Origin of the sequence: Zestomonas insulae (genome assembly GCF_016901015.1) — a bacterium.
Taxonomy (GTDB): domain Bacteria; phylum Pseudomonadota; class Gammaproteobacteria; order Pseudomonadales; family Pseudomonadaceae; genus Aquipseudomonas; species Aquipseudomonas insulae.
In genome coordinates, this window is the sequence record NZ_JAFEUP010000006.1 from 124,862 (window position 1) to 142,480 (window position 17,619).

At 68.7% G+C, this 17,619-nt stretch carries 13 protein-coding genes; 7 read left to right on the forward strand and 6 right to left on the reverse strand.

The window, feature by feature from the left end:
- The first annotated feature begins 95 nt into the window (after positions 1–95).
- Positions 96–1,646: a protein kinase family protein gene (locus JQX08_RS19155; RefSeq protein WP_205350017.1), complete on the forward strand. Its 1,551-nt coding sequence runs from the start codon at positions 96–98 to the stop codon at positions 1,644–1,646.
- 9 nt (positions 1,647–1,655) lie between these two features.
- On the opposite strand, the gene JQX08_RS19160 is transcribed toward JQX08_RS19155, so the two are convergent.
- Together JQX08_RS19160 and JQX08_RS19165 are read right to left on the reverse strand one after the other, a co-directional pair.
- Positions 1,656–2,114, reverse strand: coding sequence for a GNAT family N-acetyltransferase (locus JQX08_RS19160; protein ID WP_205350018.1), 459 nt, complete (start codon positions 2,112–2,114; stop codon positions 1,656–1,658).
- Between the two features lie 126 nt (positions 2,115–2,240).
- The gene (locus tag JQX08_RS19165) at positions 2,241–4,910 is read right to left on the reverse strand and encodes a bifunctional diguanylate cyclase/phosphodiesterase (protein WP_205350019.1); all 2,670 of its coding nucleotides are present in this window, start codon (positions 4,908–4,910) and stop codon (positions 2,241–2,243) included.
- A 132-nt stretch (positions 4,911–5,042) separates the two neighbouring features.
- On the opposite strand from JQX08_RS19165, the gene JQX08_RS19170 reads away from it, so the two are divergent.
- The 3 genes from JQX08_RS19170 to JQX08_RS19180 all read left to right on the forward strand — a co-directional run bounded on the left by JQX08_RS19170 (position 5,043) and on the right by JQX08_RS19180 (position 10,346).
- The gene (locus JQX08_RS19170) at positions 5,043–8,105 is read left to right on the forward strand and encodes an ATP-binding protein (RefSeq protein ID WP_205350020.1); all 3,063 of its coding nucleotides are present in this window, start codon (positions 5,043–5,045) and stop codon (positions 8,103–8,105) included.
- 67 nt (positions 8,106–8,172) lie between these two features.
- Positions 8,173–9,366, forward strand: a complete 1,194-nt coding sequence (locus JQX08_RS19175; protein WP_205350021.1) for a response regulator — start codon at positions 8,173–8,175, stop codon at positions 9,364–9,366.
- Positions 9,367–9,455: 89 nt separating this feature from the next.
- Entirely contained in the window at positions 9,456–10,346 is an 891-nt protein-coding gene (locus JQX08_RS19180) for a PA4780 family RIO1-like protein kinase (RefSeq protein WP_205350022.1), read from the forward strand.
- Between the two features lie 124 nt (positions 10,347–10,470).
- Here JQX08_RS19180 and JQX08_RS19185 read toward each other — a convergent pair whose 3' ends face one another.
- Both JQX08_RS19185 and JQX08_RS19190 read right to left on the reverse strand, forming a co-directional pair.
- Entirely contained in the window at positions 10,471–10,752 is a 282-nt protein-coding gene (locus tag JQX08_RS19185) for a DUF2218 domain-containing protein (protein ID WP_205350023.1), read from the reverse strand.
- A gap of 50 nt (positions 10,753–10,802) precedes the next feature.
- Positions 10,803–11,444: an NAD(P)-dependent oxidoreductase gene (locus tag JQX08_RS19190; protein ID WP_205350024.1), complete on the reverse strand. Its 642-nt coding sequence runs from the start codon at positions 11,442–11,444 to the stop codon at positions 10,803–10,805.
- A gap of 99 nt (positions 11,445–11,543) precedes the next feature.
- Between JQX08_RS19190 and JQX08_RS19195 the strand changes: the two genes are divergently transcribed.
- A complete protein-coding gene (locus JQX08_RS19195; RefSeq protein WP_205350025.1) occupies positions 11,544–12,437 on the forward strand; it encodes a LysR family transcriptional regulator in 894 nt (297 codons plus the stop codon).
- On the opposite strand, the gene JQX08_RS19200 is transcribed toward JQX08_RS19195, so the two are convergent.
- On the reverse strand, positions 12,434–13,333 hold the full coding sequence (locus JQX08_RS19200) for a LysR family transcriptional regulator (RefSeq protein ID WP_205350026.1): 900 nt from the start codon (positions 13,331–13,333) through the stop codon (positions 12,434–12,436). The two genes, JQX08_RS19195 and JQX08_RS19200, sit on opposite strands and share 4 nt — an antisense overlap.
- Before the next feature lie 114 nt (positions 13,334–13,447).
- Between JQX08_RS19200 and JQX08_RS19205 the strand changes: the two genes are divergently transcribed.
- Together JQX08_RS19205 and JQX08_RS19210 are read left to right on the forward strand one after the other, a co-directional pair.
- Positions 13,448–14,206 (forward strand): SDR family NAD(P)-dependent oxidoreductase, encoded by a 759-nt coding sequence (locus tag JQX08_RS19205; protein ID WP_205350027.1) that lies wholly within the window; start codon positions 13,448–13,450, stop codon positions 14,204–14,206.
- 84 nt (positions 14,207–14,290) lie between these two features.
- Positions 14,291–15,211, forward strand: coding sequence for an EamA family transporter (locus JQX08_RS19210; protein WP_205350028.1), 921 nt, complete (start codon positions 14,291–14,293; stop codon positions 15,209–15,211).
- Here the strand turns inward: JQX08_RS19210 and JQX08_RS19215 are convergent.
- Positions 15,208–17,613 carry a TonB-dependent siderophore receptor gene (locus JQX08_RS19215; protein WP_205350029.1) on the reverse strand — a complete coding sequence of 802 codons (2,406 nt, stop codon included), beginning with the start codon at positions 17,611–17,613 and terminating at the stop codon, positions 15,208–15,210. The genes JQX08_RS19210 and JQX08_RS19215 overlap by 4 nt on opposite strands.
- Positions 17,614–17,619 lie beyond the last annotated feature (6 nt).

Consider the following 17,619-nt stretch of genomic DNA (forward strand, 5'->3'; position numbering starts at 1 on the left):
GGCGCGGCTTCAGTTTGTCGCAGCTTGTGTCGCCACGGCAGCGGGCATAAAGGCTGCAGGGAATTGCGCAGCCCGGCGAAGCGAGGAGTCTGCCGATGTCCGTGCAGTGCGTGCAACACCCAGCGGTCAGCCTGGCGCTCGGCCACGGTCTCGACCTGCCGCAGCAGGCGGCCCGCGCCCGCGCCGCCTGGGTGGCGGGGCGGCAGGGACGGGCGCCGTTGCTGCTGGTGGCGCTGATCTGGGGGCGCCGTTGCCCCAATCCGGTGCACACCCTCGGCGTATTGCTCGATGAACTGTTCGCCGACTACGCCTGCACCCCGGAAGGCTGGAGCGAGGCGCAGGCGGCGCGGCAGGTGCTCGCCGCGCTGAACCTCAAGCTGTTCCGCGCACGCCGCGAGGGCACGGCGATTGCCCAGCTCGACGTCGGCCTGCTGCTGTTGTGCGGCGACCAGGGGCAGTTTCTCCAGGCCGGCGCGATCGGCCTGCTGCGCTCCCGCGAGGCCGGCCTGCAAGTGCTGGCCGGGCGCGAGGAGCAGAGCCTGGGTGGGCAGGCCGAGCTGGCGCTGGTGCAGCACGGCCTCAGCCTGGACGCCGGCGAGACCCTGCTGCTGGCGCCGCAACCGCTGTTCGAGGTTGCCGACCTCGACGCCTGGCGTGGCCAGTGCGGCGCCAGCGCGCCGCTCGCCGCCGAGCAGTTGCTCGAACCCTGGCTGCAGGCGCCCGGCGCCGCCGTGCTGCTGCGCCCCGGGGCGACCGATCAGGCGCCGCCGGTCGCGCCCGCGCAGCACTGGCCGGCGGTGGCCGCGGCCGAGGTGGGCATGCAGGTCGACGGCTGGACGCTGCTCGAGCGCTGCCGCTACGGGCCGCCCGGCCGCTTGTTCCGTGCGGTCGCGGCGGACGGGCGCGGCGCTTTGTTGTGGCTGGCGGACGCGGCGGCCGACGAGGCGTTCTGGCAGCGCGAATGGGTGCTGCGCCGCAGCCCGGTGCGCAGCCTGCCGCAGGTGCTGTCGGCGCGCGAGGTGCGCCGCCATGCCTTTCTGCTATTCGCCTTGCCGGGCGCCGGCGCGCGCAGCCTGGAGGATTGGTGCGCGGCACGCGGCGCACTGCCGGCGGTGGAGGCGCTGGCCTTGCTGGTGCAGTTGCTCGCCGCCGTGCGCGCCCTGCAGCGCCGCGGCATGCAGGGCTTGTGGCTGAGTCCGCGGCAAATTCTTCGCGATGAGCGCGGCCAACTGCTGTTGCTGCCCGAGCAGGCGGCGATTCTCCCCGGCGTGACCCTGCAGGCGCTGGATGCCGAGGCGGTGCCGCTGGCGCCGGAGCTGCGGCGTGGCGAGGCGGTCGACGGGCGCGCCGACCAGTTCGCCCTGGCGGCGCTGCTCTACTGGATGCTGGGTGGGCGCTGGCCCGAGGTGGCGTTGCCCGGTGCGCCGGCGCTCAGCCACTACGCGCCGCTCGGCGAGCGCCTGGGCGACCTGCCGGCGGGCTGGGACGGCGTGCTGGCGCGCGCCCTGGCGCCGCTGCCGGCGATGCGCTACGAGGCGCTCTCCGAATTGCAGCAGGCCCTCGAGCAGCCGCTGCAGCGCCGCCCTGCGCCGCGCGCCGGCGCCTGGCTGTGCGCGCTGTGGCAGCGCTGGTGGCGGCGCGGCTAGGCGCCGGAGTCAGTCGCTGTTGATCGGCAGCACGTAGCTCTTGAATTCGCTGTCTTCGTGGAAGCCGATCGACTCGTAGACCTTGTGGGCCACGTCGTTGTCGATCTTGGTCGACACGCGCATGCGCACGGCGTTGGTCTCCTTGGCCATCTTCTTCGCGGCCTGCAGCAGGCGGTCGGCGACCAACTGACGGCGGGCGTCTTCGGCGACGAAGATGTCGTTGAGGATCCACACGCGCTTCAGCGACAGCGACGAGTAGCTCGGGTAGAGCTGGCAGAAACCCAGCAGCTTGTGGTCGTCGTCATCCGGCAGGGCCAGGTAGATCACCGACTCCTTGCGCCGCAGGCGCTTCTCGAGGAAGCGGCGGGATGCTTCGGGAAATGCCAATTCGCCATAGAACTCGCGGTATCTGACGAACAGCGGGGTCAGCAGATCCAGGTGTTCCGAACTGGCTTGGATGATGCGCATGGCGGGCCTCGACTTCATGGGTGGGACTGCTCGAGCAATGCAGGTGCTATGCCAGCACCCTGCTGGATGCTGCCCAAGCTGATTGGAAAGCGCAATCCAAGCGAGCGTTTGATTGGTTGCTTGCGGCTATTCGAGGTCGAGGTGGGCCATCTGCCGCTGCAGGCGCCAGCTGATCACCTGTTCGGCGGGCATCGGCCGGCCGAAATGGTAGCCCTGGGCGATGTCGCAACCGAGGCGCACCAGCGCCGCGGCGGTCTCGGCGTCCTCGACCCCTTCGGCGACCACCTGCATGGCGAAGTTGTGGCCGAGCGCTACGGTGGATTGCACGATCATCGCGTCGGACTGGTTGTGGATCATCGCCGAGACGAAGGTGCGGTCGATCTTCAGCACCTGCACCGGCAGGCGCTTGAGGTAGGCCAGCGACGAATAGCCGGTGCCGAAGTCGTCGATCGACAGCGTCACGCCGAGGTCGCGGATCGCCTGCAGGCTGCGCAGCGCCTGCTCCGGGTCGACCAGCAGGGTGCCCTCGGTGACTTCCAGCTCGATCAGCTCGGCGGCCACCTGGTGCTGGCTGAGCAGGCTCTGCAGCTCGCCGACGAAGTGCGGGTTGCGCAGGTTGTTGGCGCTGATGTTGATCGCCAGGCGGGTGCCCAGGCCGCGCTCGCTCCATTCGCGCGACTGGCGCAGCGCCTCGTCGAGCACCCAATGGGTCAGCGGATGGATCAGCTCGGTGCTTTCCGCCAGCGGAATGAACTCGGCCGGTGAGATCAGGCCTTTCTCCGGGTGCTGCCAGCGCAGCAGCGCTTCGAAGCCTACCACTTGCTCGTCGGCCAGGCGCACCTTCGGCTGGTAGTGCAGGAACAGCCCGCCCTCGCGGATCGCCCGGCCGAGCTGGGTGTGCAGCGCCAGGCGTTCCGGGGTGTAGTTGTCGCCGCTGCGGTGGTACAGCAGGTAGTCGCGGCGGCCGTGCTTGGCCTGGTACATGGCGATGTCGGCGCAGCGCAGCAGGTCGCCGGCGTTGTCGGCGTGCTCCGGGTAGCAGGCCACGCCGATGCTCGCCGACAGCTCCAGCTGGATGCCGCCGACCGACAGCGGCTGGCGCAGCACCTCGCTGACCCCCTGGCACAGCTGGCCGACGGCGATCTCGTCGCGCATGTCGGTGGAAACGATGGCCATCTCGTCGCCGCCGAGGCGGGCGATCACCGCGTCGTGCGCGACGAGCCAGTCGCCCAGGCGCCGGCCGAGTTCCTGCAGCACTTCGTCGCCGTGCTGGTGGCCAAGCGTGTCGTTGACCTCCTTGAAGCGGTTCATGTCCAGCAGCAGCACGGCGAACAGGCCCTGCGGCGCGCGCGCCACGCGCTGTTCGATGTGCCTCACCAGCCAGTAGCGGTTGGGTAGGCGGGTCAGCTGGTCATGGCTGGCCAAGTACTCCTGCTCGGCGACGTAGCGCTTGTGCTCGGTGATGTCGTTGAACACCAGCAGCAGCAGGCTGCGCTGCTGCCAGTGGAACACCGTGGCGCGCAGGTCGCAGTCGAACTCTTGCTGATTGTCACTGCGGCGGAAGCGCCATTCGCGCGCCACTTCGTTGGTCAGTCCGTGGATCAGCTGGTGCAGCGAGGCGAGGCTGCTGCTGCGCGACAGGCGGCCGTCGGGCTGGTGCTCCGGCGACAGGTCCGAGGGCCGCTGGCCGAACAGCTGCTCGGTGCGTTCCACGCCGAACAGTTCGGCGGCGCGCGGGTTGGCGGCCTGCACCCGGCCGTCGCTGTCGAGCAGCAGAACACCGTCGCTGATGTCGGTGAACAGGCGCCGGTAGAACTGCTCGCTCTGGCTGATCTGGCCGATCAGGCGGCGCAGCTGCCAGGCCACCAGGCCCATGAACAGCAGGCTGAGGGCCAGCAGAGCGAGGTTCGACAGGCTGCGGCGCAGCCACGGCAGCTGGTAGCTGGCGGTGGTTTCGCCGGCCACCGCATGCACCGGGAAGCGCTGCGACGGGGAAATCGCGAACAGCGTCGGCTGGCCGTCGATGCTCGCGCCCTCGACGACCTGGAAATGTTGCTGGCTGAGCAGCGGGCGCATCGGCGAGTCGGCCGGCAGCGGCTTGCCGACGTACTGCTCGGCCTGCGGCGTGCGATACAGCACTGTGCCGCTGTCGTCGACCATCCCGGCGTTCATGTCGGCGCCCAGGCCGAGGCGCTGCATCAGCTGGCCGAAGCGTTCGGTGGAGACCAGGGCGCCGATCTGCGCGGACGGGCCCTGCGAAGTGCGCACCTCGATCATCAGCGGCAGCATGAACTCGCTGCGCCCGGGCAGTTGCAACGGTGGGTAGAACAGCGGCGTGCCGCCGGGCTGCAGGCCGATGCTTTCCAGCTTGCGCAGGATCGGCTCGGCGACCACCGGCTGGCCCACGGCGTCGACCGCATACAGGCGGCCCTCGCGGCGGGCGAACAGGTAGGAGGACACCGGGTCGTAGCGCATCGCGTCGCTGAGTACCGCATAGGTGCCGGTCTCGTCGAGCGGCGTGCTGCGCGCCAGGCTGAGCTCCTGGGCGGTGACGCGGATGCTCTCGTAGCTCTGCTGCAGCACCGCGCTGATGTAGCCCTCGAGGGCATGCGACAGCGCAGAGATGTTCTGCCGCACCTGGTCGCCGGTCATCCGGTAGTCGCGGTAGATGTTCCAGCCGCTCAGCCCGATCGCCAGCAACAGCAGCACCAGCACGGCGCTATAGAAGGCAATCCCGATGCGCCGGCGGGGCAGGGCGTCGGGGTTGCGGACGAGGGCGTCGAGGGCGCTGGCCATGATTGTTCTGATTGTGGCGCTGGGGAGGCGACAGCTTAGGCGATGGCACTTTGCCGTTACTAGCCCCGTTCGCTCCGCTGATCGGTGCGGCTGGCTACGCTGTAACGGGCGCAGGCGAACAAAGGAGGCGCGATGATCAGATGGGTGCTGGGCTTGGTGTGGCTCGGGTGGTTCGCCGGCGTGGCGTGCGCGGCGCCGGGCAGTCTGCCGCTGAGCGCTCAGGAACGCGCCTGGCGCGATGCGCATCCGGTGCTGCGGGTCGGCCTGGAGCGCGACGGCTGGCCGCCGTTCGACATCATCGAGGAGGACGGCCAGTACAGTGGCATCAGCGCCGATTACCTGCAGCTGATCGGTCGGCGCCTCGGCCTGAGCATCCAGCCGGTGCGTTTCGACACCTGGGACCAGGCCCTCGAGGCGTTGCGCACCGGGCAGATCGACGTGCTCACCTCGGTGGCGCAGACCCCCGAACGCGAGGGGCGCATGCTGTTCAGCGAGCCCTACCTGATCAGCAACAGCCTGATCTACAGCCGCTACGACGTGCCGGTGACCAGCCTCGACGACCTGGCCGGGCGGCGCGTGGCCATGGAGCAGGGCTATGCGGTGCGCGACCTGTTGCGTCGCCGGGTGCCGGAAGTCCTCCTGGTCGATGCGCTGAGCACCGAGTCGGCGCTGCGCGCGGTGTCCACCGGGCGCGCCGACGCCTATGTCGGCGACATGGTGGTAGCCAGCTACCTGATCCGCAAGAACAGCCTGGCCAACCTGGAGATGCGCGGCGAAAGCAGCCTGGCCGGCAACGAGATCCGCTTCGCGGTGCGTCGCGACTGGCCGATCCTGGTCGACCTGTTCAACCAGGCGTTGGCCTCGCTGGATGAAAGCGAACGGGCGGCCGTCGAGGCGCGCTGGATGCCCTCGCTGAACAGCACCGACTGGCGCCACCTGCTCGCCAAGGGCTGGCCCTATGGGCTCGGCGTGCTGGCGCTGCTAGGTTTCGTGCTGTGGTGGAACCGCCGCCTGCACGTGCAGGTGGTCGAGCGCCGGCGCGCCGAGGCGGAGGCGCAGCAGCAGCGCCTGACCCTGCTGGCGCTGATCGACGCGATCCCCGACCCGATCTGGTTCAAGGACACCGAGGGCCGCTACGGCGGGGTCAACCAGGCCTTCGCCCACCTGCTCGGCCTGCCGCGCGAATCCTTCGTCGGCCAGCGCGACGAAGACCTGCTCGACGCCGAACTGGCCAGCCGCCGCGCCGAACAGGACCGCGCCGCGCTGGCGGCCGGCGCGCCGCTGGAAAGCGAGGACTGGTGGCGCCGCCCGGGTGGCGGCCAGGCGCTCTACGATACCATCCGCGCCAGCTTCAGCGATGCCGAGGGGCAGCCGCTCGGCCTGGTCGGGGTGGGTCGCGATATCACCGTGCGCAAGGAATTCGAGGCGGCGCTGGAGCAGGCCAAGACCCTGGCGGAGACCACCGCGCAGCTCAAGGGCGACTTCCTCGCCAACGTCAGCCACGAAATTCGCACGCCGATGAACGCCATCATCGGCATGACCCACCTGGTTCTCGACGGCCCGCTCGACCAGCGGCAGCGCGGCTACCTGCACAAGATCCAGCTGGCCAGCCAGCACCTGCTCGGCCTGCTCAACGACATCCTCGACTTCTCCAAGATCGAGTCCGGCAAGCTGCGTCTGGAACGCATCGCCTTCGACCTGCCGCAGGTGCTGGAGAACCTCGCCGGGCTGATCGGCGACAAGGCCGTCGACAAGGGCCTGCACCTGCTGTTCAGCATCGACCCGCAGGTGCCGGGGCGGCTGCTCGGCGATCCGCTGCGCCTCGGGCAGATCCTGATCAACTACGCCAACAACGCGCTGAAATTCACCGAACACGGCGAGATCGAAGTGCTGGTGCGCGCCGAGGAGGCCAGTGTCGAGCGGGTGCACCTGTACTTCGGCGTGCGTGACACCGGCATCGGCCTGAGCAAGCCGCAGCAGCGCCGGCTGTTCGAGTCGTTCCAGCAGGCGGACACCTCGATCACCCGCAAGTACGGCGGCACCGGGCTCGGCCTGGCGATCTGCAAGCGCCTGGCGGAGGCGATGGACGGCGAGGTCGGGGTCAACAGCCGGCTTGGTCACGGCAGCGAGTTCTGGGTGCGCCTGCCGTTCGGTCTGGGCAGCGGCGAGCCTGCCGAACCGGCGCCGCTGGCGTTTTCCTCGTTCGCCGGGCAGCGTGTGCTGCTGGTCGAGGACAGCGTGCTCAGCCAGGAAGTGGCGTGCGGCCTGCTGCAGGGCTTCGGTCTGCAGGTGGAGGTCGCCGAGGACGGCGCGCAGGCCCTCGAAGTCCTGCAAGCCAGCGCCGATGGCGACTTCGCCCTGGTGCTGATGGACGTGCAGATGCCGGTGATGGACGGTCTGACCGCCACCCGCCTGCTGCGTAGCGAGGCGCGCTTCGCCAACCTGCCGGTGCTGGCGATGACCGCTAACGCCCGGCCGGAGGAGCGCGAGCGCTGCCTGGAAGCGGGGATGAACGATCACCTGAGCAAGCCGATCGAGCCGCCGGCGTTGTGGCGCAGCCTGCGCCAGTGGCTGGACGGGGCGGCGGCCGGCGGCCCGCCCTGGCAGTTGCCGGGGGTGGACACAGCCACCGGGCTGCGCCGCACGCTGGGCCGGGTCGACCGCTATGCCGGCCTGCTGCGGCGCTTCGCCGAGGGCCAGCGGCAGTTCGTCGCCGAGCTGCGCCTGGCGCTGCTGCATGGCCAGCCGGACCTCGCCGAACGCCTGGCGCACAACCTCAAGGCGCAGGCCGGCACCCTCGGCGCCGATGACCTGCAGGCGCGCGCCGACCAGGTGGAGACGGCGCTACGCGAGGGCGCCGGGCTGTTCCAGCTGGAGACGCCGCTGGCCGAATTGCAGCCGCGCCTGGACGAACTGATCGGCGCGATCGACGCGCAGCTGGCGCCGGAACCGAGCGCGGCGCCGCTGGCGGTGGACGAGCAGGCGCTGCTGGAGCTCTGCCGGCACCTGGCGCGGCTGATCGATGACCACGATCCGCGCGCCGGGCGGCTGTTCGATGACAGTGCGCCGTTGCTGCGCGTCGCCTTCGACGATGCGTTCGGGCGCGTCGAATCGGCATTGCGCGACTATGATTTTGACAGGGCACGGCAGGCGCTGGATGAGGCCTTGTTGCGCCGACGGGCGATTCACTCGTAGGGCGGGGTCCGAGCACTGCCGGGAATCCGGGCGGCGCTCATCGTCGGTGGTGGGTGTGGAGGTGGCGATGCACAGTATTCTCGATCGCGGCGAGCAGGAAATCATCCTGCTGGTCGACGACATGCCCGACAACCTCGAGCTGCTCAGCGATCTGCTGCTCGACCGTTACCGCGTGCGCGCCGCCAGCAGCGGCGCCAAGGCGCTGAGCATCGCTGCCAGCCAGCCGCAGCCGGACCTGATCCTGCTCGACGTGATGATGCCCGAGCTGGACGGCTATGAAGTGTGTCGCCAGCTCAAGGCCAACCCGGTGACCCGCAACATTCCGGTGATCTTCCTCACCGCGCGCAGCGAGATGGCCGACGAGCAGCACGGCTTCGACCTCGGCGCCGCCGACTACATCACCAAGCCGATCAGCCCGCCGATCCTGCTCGCCCGGGTGCGCGCGCAGCTGCAGCTGAAGGCCGCCACCGACTACCTGCGCGACAAGAGCGAGTACCTCGAGCTGGAGGTCAAGCGGCGCACCCGCGAGATCCAGCGTCTGCACGACGCCACCCTGGAGACCATGGCGCAGCTCGCCGACACTCGCGACAACCCGTGCGGCCAGCACCTGCTGCGCATCGAGCTGTACATGCGCGTGCTGGCGGCGGCGCTGGCCCGCCAGGTGCCGGCGCTGAGCGAGATGTTCAACGAGGAACACATCCGCATGCTCGGCAAGTCGGCGCTGCTCCACGACATCGGCAAGCTGACCATTCCCGACCGCATCCTGCTCAACCCGGCGCCGCTCAGCGAGGCCGACCAGGCACTGATGCGCACCCACCCGATTGCCGGGCGCGACGCCATCGAACGCGCCGAGCGGCGTCTCGGCGGCGCGGTGAGCTACCTGACCCTGGCCAAGGAAATCGCCTACTGCCACCACGAACGCTGGGACGGCAGCGGCTATCCGCAGGGCCTGCGTGGCGAGCAGATTCCGCTGTCGGCGCGGCTGATGGCGGTCGCCGACTGCTACGACGAGCTGACCAGCCGGCATCCCTACCGTCCGCAGTACACCCCGGACGAGGCGGTCGCGCAGATCAGCGCGGCCAGCGGCACGCATTTCGATCCGCAGGTGGTGCTGGCGTTTCTCGAGGTGGCCGAGCGCTTCGCGGCAATCGCCGGACGCTACGCCGACAACGCCGAGGCGCTGGGCGTCGGTCTCGAGCGCCTGGAGGCCTCGCTGGCGGAGAACATCGAGCTGAGCGAGCCGCCCGGACTGCGCCCGTGAGCCGCAACCGGCCGACGGTGCTGGGCGCCTCCGAGGGATTGCCGTATAACGTCGCTCAGCCCACTGTCTGCCGATGAGGACCACGTAGTTTGAAGCCCCCAAAACGTATTGAGCCGTTGATCGAAGACGGCCTGATCGACGAGGTCCTGCGGCCGCTGATGAGTGGTAAGGAAGCCGCGGTGTATGTGGTGCGCTGCGGCAACGAGCTGCGTTGCGCCAAGGTCTACAAGGAAGCCAACAAGCGCGGCTTCCGCCAGGCCGCCGAGTACCAGGAAGGCCGCAAGGTGCGCAACAGCCGTCAGGCGCGGGCCATGGCCAAGGGCTCGAAGTACGGGCGCAAGGAGCAGGAAGACGCCTGGCAGAACGCCGAGGTGACCGCGCTGTTCCGCCTCGCCCAGGCCGGCGTGCGGGTGCCCAAGCCCTACGACTTCCACGACGGCGTACTGCTCATGGAGATGATCGCCGACGAGCACGGCGATGCCGCACCGCGCCTCAACGACGTGGTGATGGAGGCCGAGCAGGCCCGCGAATACCACGGTTTCCTGATCCGCCAGATCGTGCGCATGCTCTGCGCTGGGCTGGTGCACGGCGACCTGTCCGAGTTCAACGTGCTGCTCGATCCGGACGGCCCGGTGATCATCGACCTGCCGCAGGCGGTGGACGCCGCCGGCAACAACCATGCGTTCAGCATGCTCGAGCGTGACGTCGGCAACATGGCCGCCTACTTCGGCCGCTTCGCGCCGGAGCTCAAGGCCACCAAGTACGCCAAGGAAATGTGGGCGCTGTACGAGGCGGGCACGCTGCACCCGCTCAGCCCGCTGACCGGCGAGTTCGACGAGCCGGAAGAACTGGCCGACGTCGACGGGGTGATCCGCGAGATCACCGCCGCGCTGCTCGATCAGGAGCGCCGCGAAGCCGCCCGCGCCGAGCTGGAGACGCCGAGCGTCGCCGCCGAACCGCCGCCGCCCTGGCTGCAGTAACGTTGCGCGCCGCGCCAGCCAATACGTAGGCGCAGCGGCCGCGACGATCTCGAATCAAACCGCGCCACCGCCCCTTAGCCCAGCCATGGCTCGGGTAAGGGGCGGACTGAGCGTCGTGCGCCGCTCAGTGCCATTCCAGCTGCAAGGCTTCCTGCCAGGCGAAACGCTCGAAATGGCTGGCAACCACGTGCTGCAGTTTCTCCAGATCAGCCCGGTTGGCGCTTTCCACGCGCAGGGTCAGGCCGTCGGCTTCGGCGTTGAGCTGGCAGCGGCCGAAGGCGAAATCGATGTGGCCCTGCTGCTCGTCGTGCTGCACCTCCAGCTTGTGGGCGAAGTGCTTGCACAGCCGGCCGATGTAGCGGCCCGGCGTGGCGGTGGTGACATGAGTGGAAGCGATCAAGGTCATGCGAACTCCAGAATGTGGGCGGGCGCCCGACGCGGGCGCGCCGCGCTGAATCAGTAGCCGACGGTGAAGCGCCGGCGCAGGTGCCGCGGTTGTTCCAGTTCGTCGACGATGGCCACGGCCAGGTCGGCGACGCTGATGCGCGCCGGCGCCGCGCCGTCCATCAGCAACTGGTCGGCGCCAAGGCGGAACTTGCCGCTGCGCGGGCCCGGTTCGAGCAGCGCCGGCGGCGAGATAAAGGTCCAGTCCAGCTGGGTTTCCTCGCGGATCAGCTGCAGCGCCTGGCGTGCGCCCTCGGCGCCTTCCTTGTAGGCGGCGGGAAAGTCCGGGGTGTCGAGCAGTTGCAGGCCGGGCGCGACGTACAGGCTGCCGGCGCCGCCGACGATCAGCAGGCGCCGCACACCGGCGGCCTTGGTGCCGGCGATGATGCCGCGGGTGCCCTCGATGAAGTGCGCGCGGATGTCCGGGTCGCCCCAGCCGGGGTTGAAGGCGTGCACTACCGCGTCATGCGCGTCCACCGCGGCGGTGATCTGGTGCGCCTGGTAGGCACTGGCGACCTGCGCGGTGAGGGCCGGGTGCTGCGGCAGCTTGTCCGGGTGACGGACGATGGCGGTGACGGCATGCCCGCGGTTCAGGGCTTCCTGCAGCACCGCGCTGCCGACGAAGCCGGTGGCGCCGATCAAGGCGATCTTCATGGTCTGTCCTCGTCTGGTTAAGCGTGTTGCCATGATTGCAGGCGGTAAAAGTCGGAAAAATCGGCTAAAACCGCTTTGACAATTAAGCAGGACTTAACAATGGAACAGCTCAAACGCATGGCGGTGTTCGCCACGGTGGTCGAACGCGGCTCGATGGTCGGTGCCGCCGAGGTGCTCGGCATGAGTGCCTCGGCAGTCAGCCAGCAGATTCGCAAGCTGGAGGAGGGCACCCAGGTCAGCCTGCTGCACCGCACCACGCGCAAGCTGACCCTCACCGAGGCCGGCGCGACCTTCTACCGCAGCTGCGCGCAGGTACTGGAGCTGGCCCGCGAGGCCGAGCAGCGCCTGGCCGAGTTGCGCGATGCACCGGTCGGCGAGTTGCGCATCGCCGCGCCGGTGGGCTTCTCCGGACGGCCGCTCAGCGATGCACTGGCGCCGCTGCTGCGCGCGCACAGCGGCCTGCGCCTGAGCCTGTTCTTCCACGACGAGCAGATCGACCTGATCGAGCAGCGCATCGACCTGGCGATCCGCGTCGGCAAGCTCGAGGACTCCAGCCTGGTGGCCCGGCATATCGGCGACATGCGCCAGGTGATCTGCGCGGCGCCGGCCTACCTGGCGCGGCATCCGCCGATCGAGCGGCCGGCCGACCTGCTCGGCCTCGACTGGCTGAGCCTGCACCGTGACGCGGCGCCAGCGCCGCTGGTGCTGCACGGGCCGCACGGGGCGGTGGAGAAGTTGCGCCTGGAGCACCGGGTGAGCTGCAACAACATCCTCGCCGTGCGCCAGTTCATCCTCGCCGGGATGGGCGTGGCGCTGCAGCCGGAGCAGGAGATCCGCGAGGAGCTGGCCAGCGGCCGCCTGCTGCCGCTGCTGCCGCACTGGCAGGCACCGTCGTTCGGCGTCTACCTGGTCACCCCGCGGCGCGACTCGCAACCGGCCAAGGTGCGCTATGCCATCGAGGCGCTGCGCCGCAGCCTGCTGTCCGGCGCCTAGCGCACGTAATCGCCGGCCAGCTGCGTCAGCCAGTCCATGAACACCTGCACGCGCTTGGACAGGTTGCGTCGATGCGGATAGAGCAATGCCACCGGCAGCGGCGCCGGGCGAAACTGCGGCAGCACCTCGACCAGGCGACCCGCCGCGAGGTGCTGCCAGGCGCCGCTGAGCGGTACCTGGATCAGCCCGAGGCCGTTCAGGCAGGCCTGGCTGTAGGCGTCGGTGCTGTTCACCGTGAGGCTGCCGGGTATCGCCAGACTGTGGCTGCGCTCGCCGTCGAACCATTCCCAGCCGCTCGGCTTCATGCCCAGGCTCGGCACGTAATGCACCAGGCGATGCGCGGCGAGGTCGGCGAGGCTGTGTGGCGTGCCATAGGCGGCGAGGTAAGCCGGGCTGGCGCAGTTGACCTGGCTGAGCTGGCCGAGCGGGCGGGCGATGTGGCTCGAATCGCCCAGCGGGCCGACGCGCACCACGCAATCGAAGCCTTCGCGGACCAGATCGACGCGCCGGTCGGTGCAGCTCAGCTCCAGCTCCAGGCGCGGATGCAGGCGCAGGAATTCGGCGAGGCGCGGCAGCACCAGCTCGCGCGCCAGGGCCTGACCCATGTCGACGCGCAGGCGGCCGCTGAGCTGGCCGGCGTCGCGCTGGAACATCGACTCGACCTCGTCGGCGTCGGCCAGCAGGTCCTTGCAGCGCTCGTAGAAGGCCAGGCCGTCCTGGGTCATCTGCACCTTGCGCGTGGTGCGGTGCAGCAGACGCGTGCCGAGGTGCGCCTCGAGCTGCTGGACCAGCAGCGACACGCTGGCTTTCGGCTGGCCGAGGCTTTCCGCGGCGCGGGTGAAGCTGGCCAGTTCGGCGACCCGAACATAGGCCTGCATGGCCTGGAGGCGATCCATGGGCGCACCACTGTTATGAGAGTCTGGACAGTCTAATCAGGATCGTCTGGTTTATCCGTTTTTCGGCAACCAATAGTCTGGACACGTCTTCCCCACCAGCCTCGGAGTCTTCCCATGCGCAGCAACATCGTCCTGATCACCGGTGCCAGTCGCGGCCTCGGCAAGAACGCCGCCTTGCACCTGGCGCGCCACGGCCACGACCTGATCCTCACCTACCACAGCGGCCAGGCCGAGGCCGAGGCGCTGGTCGGTGAACTGCAGGCGCTCGGTCGCCAGGCGGTGGCCCTGCCGCTCAACGTCGCCGACAGCGCCAGCTTCGACGCTTTCGCCGAGGCGGTGCGCGCGGCGCTGAGCGAAACCTGGCAACGCGACAGCTTCGATGCGCTGGTCAACAACGCCGGCATCGGCGTGCACGCGGCGTTCGCCGAGACCAGCGAGGCGCAGTTCGACCAGTTGGTGAACATCCAGCTCAAGGGCCCGTTCTTCCTCACCCAGACCCTGCTGCCGCTGCTCGCCGACCACGGCCGCATCCTCAACGTCTCCACCGGCCTGGCGCGCTTCGCCCTGCCGGGCTATGCGGCCTACGCGGCGATGAAGGGCGGCATCGAGGTGCTGACCCGCTACCTGGCCAAGGAGCTCGGTGGCCGCGGCATCCGCGTCAACGTCATCGCTCCGGGGGCGATCGAGACCGACTTCGGCGGCGGCGCGGTGCGCGACAACGCGCAGCTCAACGCGGCGATCGCCGGGCAGACCGCGTTGGGCCGGGTCGGCCTGCCGGACGACATCGGCGGGGCGATCGCCATGCTGCTCGCCGAGGAGAGCGGCTGGATCAACGCGCAGCGCATTGAGGTGTCCGGCGGCATGTTCGTATGAGGCGCGGCGACTGTTGCCGCGCAACTGTATCCATACGCCGTGCCGGCGAGCTGCTAGCGTAGGGTTTTTCCTCGGAGCCTCGGCATGAGCCCGCTGCACATCGCCCTCGCCCTGCTGGTGACCTTGATCTGGGGCGTCAACTTCGTGGTGATCAAGGTCGGCCTGCAGGACTTCCCGCCGCTGCTGTTCTGCGCCCTGCGCTTTGCCCTGGCGGCCTTGCCGTTGCTGATCCTGCGTGGCCCGCTGCCGGCGCCGCTGTGGCGCATCGTGCAGATCGGCCTGTTGCTCGGGGTGATCAAGTTCGGCCTGCTGTTCGTCGGCATGCACCTCGGCATGCCGGCCGGGCTGTCGTCGCTGGTGCTGCAGAGCCAGGTGTTCTTCACCCTGCTGATCGCCGCGCTCTTCCTCGGCGAACGACCCAGTGCGCGGGCGCTGGTAGGGCTGCTGCTGGCGGTCGGCGGGTTGTTGTTGATCGGTTGGCAACGGCCGCTCGGCGGCACCTTGCTGGCCTTCCTGCTGGTGGTGGCGGCGGCGCTGGCCTGGGCCTTCGCCAATATCGCCACCAAGCGCTCGGGAGCCAGCGACATGCTGCGGCTGATCAGCTGGGTCAGTCTGATTCCGCCACTGCCATTGCTGGCGCTGTCCTGGTGGTTCGAGGGGCCGCAGGCCATCGGCGCGGCGCTCGAACACCTCAGCTGGCGTGGCGTCGGCGCGCTGCTGTACATCGCCTTCCTGGCGACGACGGTGGGCTTCGGGATCTGGAGTTTCCTGCTGCGCCGCTATCCGGCCAGTCAGGTGACGCCGTTCGCCCTGGCGGTGCCGATCTCCGGGCTGCTGGCGGGCTGGTGGCTGCTCGACGAGCAGCTCAGCGCGTTGAGTTGGCTGGCCTGCGTACTGGTGTTCGTCGGCCTGGCGATCACCGTGGTGCCGGCGTCGCTGTGGCGCCGGCGGCCGGCGCCTGCGGACACCGCCAAGGCTGGCGACATCCGCGAACCGCGCGGTTAGAAGTCGTACTTCAGGCCGAGCGTGGCGTTGCGTGGCGCGCCGAAGTAACTCGACGACGTACTGGTGTAGTACTCCTCGTCCGTCAGGTTGTTCAGGTTGAGGGTGGCGGTCAGCTGCTTGGTCAGCGGGTAACGGGCCATCGCGTCGACCACGGCATAGCTGTCCTGGGCGAAACGCACGCCCAACGGGCCTACGTCGTCGCTGTACATCTCGCTCTGCCAGTTGATGCCGCCGCCGATGGTCAGGCCATTGCCGACCTGGACCAAGTCGTAGGTGGTGAACAGCTTGAAGGTGTTTTGCGGGACGTTGGTATTCAGCTCGTTGCCATCGGAGTCTTGCACCAGATTGCGGCTGAAGCTCGCTGTGCCCTGCCAGTGCGGCGCCAGCTCGCCGGTGAGCTCCACCTCGAAGCCGCGGGTCTTGGTGCCGGATTCGGCGCGATAAGCCTGGCTGCCGTCCGGGGCCAACTGGTTGGCGCCCAGCGACACGGCCAGGTTGTCCTGCTCGATTTGGTACAGGGCGATGCCGAGGTTCAGGCGATCTTCGAAGAAGGCGCCCTTGGTGCCGATTTCATAGCCGACCCCTTCCAGCGGGTCGATATAGGCGCCGGTCAGGGTCTTGTTGCTCTGCGGCTTGAAGATGCTGGTGTAGCTGCCGTACACCGACCAGATATCGTTGAGGTCATACACCACGCCGGCAAACGGGGTTACCACGCCGGTCTCGCTGCGATCGCTGCCGTCGCTGGGCGTGCCGTCGAAGTACTCGTTCTTGATCGTGTTGCTCCAGTCGATGACCCGCGCCCCAAGGATGAACGACAGGTCCTCGCTGGCCCGCAGGCGGGTGCTGGCGTAGGCGGCTTTCTGCTCTTCGCTGAAGTCCATCCGGCCATAGGCCTCCAGATTCGGCTTGGCGGGCGTCTTGCCATCCCAGGTGTAGATGTTGTCGATCACTGGGAACCCGCCAGTCACCGGATCACGCCACCAGGAGTAGGTCGGGGTGTTGTAATCGGTCTTCTGTTGGCTGTAACCGACGATGGCATCGTGTTCCAGGCCGAACAGATCGAAGTTGCCCGCCAGGTTCAGGTCGAAGCTGCGCTGCACCGGCTTGGCTTTCCAGCGGTTGACATAGAACACTCGCGAGGCCGGATCGGCTCCCGCCGCGAAGTTGTTGCCACCGGCATAGGCACTGAGTTCGTCGTATTCACTGCGGCGCTGGTCGAGGCTCAACTTGGCCTTCCAGCGCTCGCTCAGGTTGTGCTCAAGAATCGCGAAACCGGAGACCGCGCCGCGCTCGGAATAGGCCCACTTGGCGGCGGCGGAATCCGAATCGTCATGGTCAGCCCGGGTGCCATCGTTGTTGAACAGCGGCAGACCACTGCGAGCATGGCCGTCATAGTTGTCGGACTGCGAATCCATGCCGAAGGTCAGCAGGGTGTCGGGGGTCAGGTCGGCCTCGATCACCCCGTAGAACACTTTCTTGCGCTCGCTGAGGCGGTCGACGTAGGAATCGTTTTCCTGATAGGCGCCCACCAGGCGCCCACGCACATTGCCGCTCTCGGTCAGCGCGCCGCTGACGTCGGCCTCGGTGCGCTGGTAGTCCCAGCTGCCGACTTCCTGCTTGATCGAACTGCGAAACTCGGCCGTCGGACGCTTGCGGATCATGTTCAGGGTGGCACCGGGAGTACCCACGCCATTGGTCAGGCCGGTGGCGCCACGGATCACCTCGACGCGGTCGTACAGGACCATGTCGTTGCTCTGCGCAGGGCTGCCGTAGTTGCTGTCGAGCAGCTGCACGCCGTCGATCTGGTAGTTCTGCACCTCGAAGCCACGCGAGTAGATGTTGCTGTTGTCCCCGCCGTTGCCGGCACTCTGGCTGAGGGTCAGGCCGGGGGTCTGGCGCACCACGTCGGTGAGCTGGGTCAGACCCTGGTCCTGCATGCGCTGGCTGGTGATCACGCTGACCGATTGCGGGGTTTCGCGGATCGACAGCGGCAGGCCGGTGGCGGTGCTGGTCGAGCCGGTGGTGTAGGAACCGGTGCCTTCGGTGGTGGCGCCGAGGCCGACGCCGTTGATGCTGGTGGCACCGAGTTCCAGGGCGTCGCCGCTTGGCTTGCTGATGATCAGCGTGTTGCCGGCCTGCTGGTAGTTCAGGCCGCTGCCGGCGAGCAGTCGGGCGAGCGCGTCGAGCGGCTCGAGGTGGCCGTTGATGGCCGGGGCCTGCAGGCCCTGGGTCAAGCTGCTGTCGACGGCGATGGTCAGGCCGGCGGCCTCACCCAGCTGACGCAGCGACACCGAGAGCGGCTGCGCCGGCAAGTTGAGGTCGAGTGGCGCGGCGAACGCCTGACTGGCCAGGCTCAAGGCCACGGCAGTCGCGAGCGCGCGCAGGGTAGGGTGCATCGGCATGGTGAA